The sequence below is a fragment of the Nocardia speluncae NBRC 108251 genome (assembly GCF_001613245.1).
GTDB lineage: Bacteria > Actinomycetota > Actinomycetes > Mycobacteriales > Mycobacteriaceae > Nocardia > Nocardia speluncae.
Window position 1 is genome coordinate 106203 of the sequence record NZ_BDBZ01000034.1, and the last position, 6000, is coordinate 112202.

The window sequence follows — 6000 nt, forward strand, 5'->3', positions numbered from 1 at the left end:
GCACCATCGGATTCCCGGGGTTCCTCCTCGGGACCCGGATGCACCGCCGGTTTTGAAGCCCCCTGGTCGGACCTACCGCTTTCCACCCCAGCGCTTTCCGGATCGGCGGTGGACGTGGCGTAGGGGTCTTCCGATTCGCGGCCCGACGGGCCCGAACGCGTTCGTGGAATCATCTCACCACCTCGCACTCGTAACGAACCGGCTGCGGTGGAGTACGCCGCCGCGGCGCCGTTCCGGTATCCACTTCCAACGTAGCGCGCGCAATACCAGGATGCGCGGCTTTCCTCCTTGCTCGCGTGTTGAGTTCTCAGCAGGGCGTTCACTGCCCCGCGCAACCGCTGAACATGCTGGTCGGCGAAGGTCTGTGTGCAGTTCTGCACGCACCCGCGCCGTCGCGATCACCCCTCGGCGGCGCACCTACCGGGGGGCCGCCGGGCCAGTCGGCTGATAAAGGTATATCCCCGGTATCCGACAACAAACAGGCATCACCGTCCGCACGCCTGAGGCCCCACATAGATTTATCGGCGGGGCCCGCCTCACTGTTGCCGATTCCGGGCAGAACTCCCAAATGATTTCGATGCACCGCCAACTGGACGCATCCACCAACACGCCGAGCGCACCGAAAGACTCTACGGCGTGCCGCCCGCCGGCCCCGGCGTGCACGGAGTAGTCCGGGGTCCAGCGAGCTTCGAGGTGTGGGCGACGCCGAAAAAACACAGCCCGCCCCACAGTCGAGGTGGGGCGGGCTGTGCCGACCGAACATTCCGGACCATCCGTCCGGAACGGGACTACTTTCGCAGCGAGGCCGGGGCCTCGAAACGCTTGCCGTACTTCTTCGCCAGTTCGTCGGCGCGGGCCACGAAGGCAGCCTGGCCGCCGGGGTAACCGACGATGAACTGGTGCACGCCACCGGTCCAGGCCGGGTACCCGATACCGAAGATCGAGCCGATGTTCGCGTCCGCGGTGGACTCGAGCACGCCTTCGTCGAAGCACTTCTGGGTTTCGATGGCCTCGATGAACAGCATGCGGTCGATCAGGTCCTGCAGCGGCACGCCGAAACCGGTCGTGGTCTTGAAATGCTCGCGCAGCTGCGGCCAGATGTTGAGACGCTTGCCGTTTTCGTCGTACTCGTAGAAACCGGCCTTCTCGAGACGCCCCGGGCGGCCCTGCTCGACCATGTAATTGACCACGTCGACGGCGGGGTGCCGTTCTTTGCCCATGGCGGCGTCGCCGGCTTTGGCAGCCTCTTCCGTCTCCTTGGCGATCTTCTGCATGAGCTTCATGTTCAGCTCATCGGTCAGCTGCAACGGCGGGGCCGGGTAGCCCGCCTGCGAACCGGCCTGCTCGATGGTGGCGGGCTCGATGCCCTCACCCAGCATGGCGATCGCCTCGTTGACGAAGGTGCCGATCACGCGGGAGGTGAAGAAGCCGCGGCTGTCGTTGACGACGATCGGGGTCTTCTTGATGGCGAGGGTGTAATCGAACACCCGGGCCAGGGCCTCGTCGGAGGTCTTCTCACCCTTGATGATCTCGACCAGCGGCATCTTGTCGACCGGCGAGAAGAAGTGGATCCCGATGAAGTCCTGCTCGCGCTTGACACCGGCGGCCAGGCCGGTGATCGGCAGGGTGGAGGTGTTGGAGCCCAGCAGCGCGTCCGGGGCCACGACGTCCTCGATCTCCTGGAACACCTTGTGCTTGAGCTCGGTGCTCTCGAAGACCGCCTCGATCACGAAGTCGACGCCCTCGAAATCGGCGGCATCGGCGGACGGCTTGATCCGGTCGAGCAGCGCTTTGGACTTCTCCTCGGTGGTCTTGCCGCGGGACAGCGCCTTGGCCTCGATCTTCTCCGAGTACCCCTTACCGCGCTCGGCCGCCTCGATGGTGACGTCCTTCAGCACGACCTCGTAGCCGGCCTTTGCGGATACGTAGGCGATACCGGCACCCATCATGCCCGCACCGAGAACGCCGACCTTCTTGATCTCCCGCTTGGGCACATCGTTCGGCCGCGAACCACCGTTGTTGATGGTCTGCAGGTCGAAGAAGAACGCCTGGATCATGTTCTTCGCGACCGGCCCGGTGAGCAGGTGCACGAAGTAACGGGACTCGATCAGCGAGGCATCGTCGATGCCGACCTGCGAACCCTCGACCGCCGCGGCCATGATGGCGCGCGGGGCGGGCATATTGGCGCCCTTGAGCTGTTTGCGCAGGTTGGCGGGGAAGGCGGGGAGCTGGGCGGCGAACGCCGGGCTGGCGGGGGTGCCGCCCGGAATCTTGAAGCCCTTCTTGTCCCACGGCTGCACGCCACCCTCGGGGTTGGCCTTGATCCACGCCTTGGCGGCGGGCACCAGTTCGTCGATCGAGCCGACCAGCTCGTCGACCAGACCGATCTCCTTGGCCTTGGCCGGCTTGTTGCGCTGGCCCTGCAACAGCACGCCCATGAGCGCGTTCTGCAGGCCGAGCATGCGCACGGTGCGGATGATGCCGCCGCCGGCAGGCAGCAGACCGAGGGTGGCCTCGGGCAGGCCGATCACGACGCCGGGGATATCGGCCGCGACCCGGTGATGGGTCGCCAGCGCGATTTCCAGGCCACCGCCCAGCGCGGCGCCGTTGATGGCGGCCACGACGGGCTTGCCGAGGGTCTCCAGCCGGCGCAGTGCCGACTTGATCTCGCTCAGTTCCGCCATCAGCTCCGGACCGTTGTCCGGGCCGACCTGCATCATGTTCTTCAGATCGCCACCGGCGAAGAAGGTCTTCTTCGCGGAAGTCAGCACGACACCGGTGATGTCGTCCTTCTCGGCCTCCAGCCGGTCGATCGTCTCGGTCATCGACTTCTTGTAGAGGCTGTTCATCGTGTTGGCGCCCTGGTTCGGGTCGTCCATCGTCAGTACGACGATGCCGTCCGAATCCTTCTCCCAACCGATCATGTTGGCTTCGCTCACGGTTTTTCTATCTCCTTGTGAATCCGAGTCGATTGGGGAGGGTCAGACGCGCTCGATGATGGTGGCCACGCCCATGCCGCCGCCGATGCACAGCGTGACGAGGGCGCGACGGGCGCCGCGGCGCTCCAATTCGTCGACCATGGTGCCGGTGATCATGGCGCCGGTGGCACCCAGCGGATGGCCCATGGCGATGGCACCGCCGTTGACGTTCAGCTTCTCGTCCGGGATCTGCAGATCCTTCTGGAACTTCAGCACGACCGAGGCGAAGGCCTCGTTGATCTCGAACAGGTCGATATCGTCCATCGTCAGGCCCGCCTTGGCCAGCACCTTCTTCGCCGCCGGGGTGGGGCCGGTGAGCATGATGGTGCTGTCGGCGCCGCTGGTGGCGGTCGCGACGACGCGGGCGCGCGGGGTCAGGCCCGAGGCCTTACCGGCCTCTTCGCTGCCGATGAGCACCAGCGCGGCACCGTCGACGATGCCGGAGCTGTTGCCGCCGTGGTGAACGTGGTTGATCTTCTCCACGAAGTGGTACTTCTGCAGCGCCACCGCGTCGAAGCCGCCCATTTCACCGAGACCGGCGAATGAGGGATTCAGTTTGGCCAGATCCTCCACGGTGGTGCCGGGCCGCATGTGCTCATCGCGGTCCAGCACGGTCAGGCCGTTGAGGTCCTTCACGGGGACGATGGATTTGGCGAAGTAGCCGCCGGTGGTCGCCTTGGCGGCCAGGTCCTGCGAACGCACCGCGTAGGCGTCGACATCGTCCCGGGAGAAGCCCTCGATGCTGGCGATCAGGTCGGCGCTGATGCCCTGCGGTACGACGTAGGTGTCGTAGTTGGTGGCCGGGTCGAGCATCCAGGCGCCACCGTCGGAGCCCATCGGCACGCGCGACATGGATTCGACGCCACCGGCGATGACCAGGTCGTCGAAGCCGGAGCGAACCTTCTGGGCACCGAGGTTCACGGCTTCCAGGCCCGAGGCGCAGAAGCGGTTGAGCTGGAAACCGCCGACGGTTTCGGGCAGGCCGGCAGTGAGCACGGTGGTGCGGGCGATATCGGAGCCCTGGTCACCGACCGGGGAGACGACACCGAGGATCAGGTCCGAAATCCGGTCCTCGTCGAGGTTCGGGAAACGGTTGCGCAGCTCCTGCACCAGGCCGGTGGTGAGATCGATCGGCTTGACCGAGTGCAGCGACCCCTTCTTGTTGCGGCCGCGCGGGGTACGGATGGCCTCGTAGATGTAGGCCTCTGTGGTCATATCGGAGTGTTTCCTTCCTAGGAATACGCCCGCCCGCACCTGGCGGAGCAGACGCGAGTTACCTCGCCGACCGGCCGTTCGACCGACCGTCCGTATTCAGTTGGCATAGCGTCGGCGGGCCGGAGAACCCACGCGGGCATACGCTGTACAAACCACGGCACGAACCAGCGGACGGGTATCCGGCGGCCCGCTCGTCAGGGCCCACCATAGAACCTCGCCTCGCGGAAGTCCGCAGCCACCCGCCCATAGTACCGCCGGACGCGAACTCCGGTTAACTTAACGTGGTCGAACCGGTGCTTGTCAACCATTCAACGGGGTGGCGCCCAGCTCACTCGCCAGCAATTGCAGAGCGACCTCGTCCGGATCGCGCCGCTGCCCCGGATCGACCGGCCGGGCGGCATCGGCAAGCATCTCCCGCTCCTCCTCCGGTGTGGAGGGCGCAACGACACCGGATCCGTAACCGTAATCGTCCGGCCCCGGGTCGTCCGGAAGGTCCGGAAAGTCCGGCGGCGGTATGTCGTCATCGGGATTCCCGGCGCCACCCCGGCCGGAATTTCCGGGGCCCGCCGCACCGGGTTCTCCGGCTGCCGCGGCACCACGGGCCTGACTGGGCCGGGAGAACCGGAGGGCCGGCTTGCCGGATGCACCTGCTGCACGGTTCGGCTCCCCGCTGCCGGCAACGGTCTGCACGGTTCCCGCGGCACCGGCGGCTTCCGCAACACGCCCGGTGGCCGTCTCCCCCTGGGCGGATTCGCTGTCACCGGCGCCGGGCCGGCCCGTCCGCGTTCGGTGCGGACCGCCTCGACGCCCCCCTTCGGAATCACCGGAATCGGCATCACCAGACCGCCGGCCGCCCCGCTCCCGCCCCCCGGGGCCCCGCGAAACCTGCTGACCGGCCACTACCCAACGCACCGGATACTCATGGCCGAGCACCGCGGCGACTGCCGACCGGACTGCCCCCACCGACTGGGGCTGGGACAACCGCTGCACCAGGGCCGCGTGGTGGGCGAGGACGATCTCGCCCTGCTCCACTCCGGCGACCGATGCGCCCGAGGTGAGCATCGCGCCGATGGTCGGCCCGAAATCGCGGACCTTCACCTTGATCTCGGCCCAGGCGGCCTCGACGGCAGCCAGCAGTTCGGCATCGGTATGCGCTCCGGCGGGCTCGGCGGGCGCAGTCGATTCGATATCGGGACGGCGGGTGTCGCCCTGATCCGCCCCGGAACGATCCGCGCCGGACCCCGTCGCACGTTCCTGATCATGCACATCACCGGACGCCTGTGCGCCCGCACGGTCGGCCTCGGCTGTGTCGGCGTTCGCACGATCCCGGGTGCCGGGCGCTGCCTGGGGCCCCACCCGATCGGCGCCGGCTTCTTCCCCCGCCGGACGATCCCGATCATCAGCAGATCCCTGCGCTCCCGCCGGGTCCTGCTCACCGGCGCCGGTCTTCGCACGATCCTGTCCACCGGGCGCTGCCTGAGCACCCGCACGCTCGTCCGCGCCGGTCTCCACCGGCCGACGAGCTCCATTGTCCGCGCCGGTCACCTGCCGCGTATCCGCACTGCTCGCATTGTCGGGGCCCGCCGCAGGTGCGCGGTCCGAGCCGCCTCCGGCCGGTGCAACCGTCGCATCGGCCGAACCCTCGGCTGCTTTGTTCCGCGGATCCGATTCCGCCGATCGTGGAGCGGAGTCGGTGGTGTGGGCGACCTGCGGGGTGTCACCGGCGGAACCGCCAGGTGTGGACGCCGTCTTGGACCCGCGCAGTGCCGCCAGCGCTTCGGCCCCGCGCCGGCGGGCCGGGTCCGCC

Annotated in this window: 2 protein-coding genes and 1 pseudogene; all 3 read right to left on the reverse strand. The window is 67.5% G+C overall.

Annotation, left to right across the window (positions count from 1 at the left end):
• Positions 1-788: 788 nt before the first annotated feature.
• Positions 789-2939, reverse strand: coding sequence for a 3-hydroxyacyl-CoA dehydrogenase NAD-binding domain-containing protein (locus NS6_RS24915; protein ID WP_068046158.1), 2151 nt, complete (start codon positions 2937-2939; stop codon positions 789-791).
• Between the two features lie 42 nt (positions 2940-2981).
• A complete protein-coding gene (locus NS6_RS24920; protein ID WP_068046161.1) occupies positions 2982-4193 on the reverse strand; it encodes an acetyl-CoA C-acetyltransferase in 1212 nt (403 codons plus the stop codon).
• 300 nt (positions 4194-4493) lie between these two features.
• Positions 4494-6000, reverse strand: a pseudogene (locus NS6_RS35250) (hypothetical protein); the annotation flags it as partial.